The 382-nt window shown below is 49.5% G+C and carries 1 protein-coding gene; it reads left to right on the top strand.

Features of this window, described 5'->3' with window-relative positions; all coding sequences use genetic code 11:
• The first annotated feature begins 3 nt into the window (after positions 1–3).
• Entirely contained in the window at positions 4–123 is a 120-nt protein-coding gene (locus UF05_RS26650; RefSeq protein ID WP_269429182.1) for a sigma 54-interacting transcriptional regulator, read from the top strand.
• Positions 124–382: the final 259 nt, after the last annotated feature.

The raw sequence follows: 382 nt of genomic DNA, 5'->3' as shown, positions 1-382 counted from the left end.
ACGCTGTTTGTTGATGAAAGCGAGATTATGCCGTTTTCAAGGCAAGTGAAAGGTCTGCGTCAGAGACAGGAGCATACGGTCGAGCGAGTGGGGGGAAACCGGCGGATCAATTTGGATTTCTGATAGTGCGCGTCCGCAAAACAAGGTCGAAACGATCATGAAGGGTTCCGCGAAAATTTGTATTACCGACTTAATGTTGCACAGATATACTTCCCGCCACTTAGGGAACGAGAAGAAGACGCGTTGAGACTGTTTGAGCACTTTGCGTTTCAAATGAATCCAGACGGTCGACCGTTGGGTAATGTCGTCAGAAATGCCGTGCTTTCTAACGCGTGGCCAGAAGATGTGCGCGGATTACGTAACGTCGCAATGCGTTTCGCAC

Source organism: Vibrio sp. S457-15, from assembly GCF_000960545.1.
Taxonomy (GTDB): domain Bacteria; phylum Pseudomonadota; class Gammaproteobacteria; order Enterobacterales; family Vibrionaceae; genus Vibrio; species Vibrio parahaemolyticus.
This window is presented reverse-complemented; position numbering and strand designations above follow the sequence as displayed.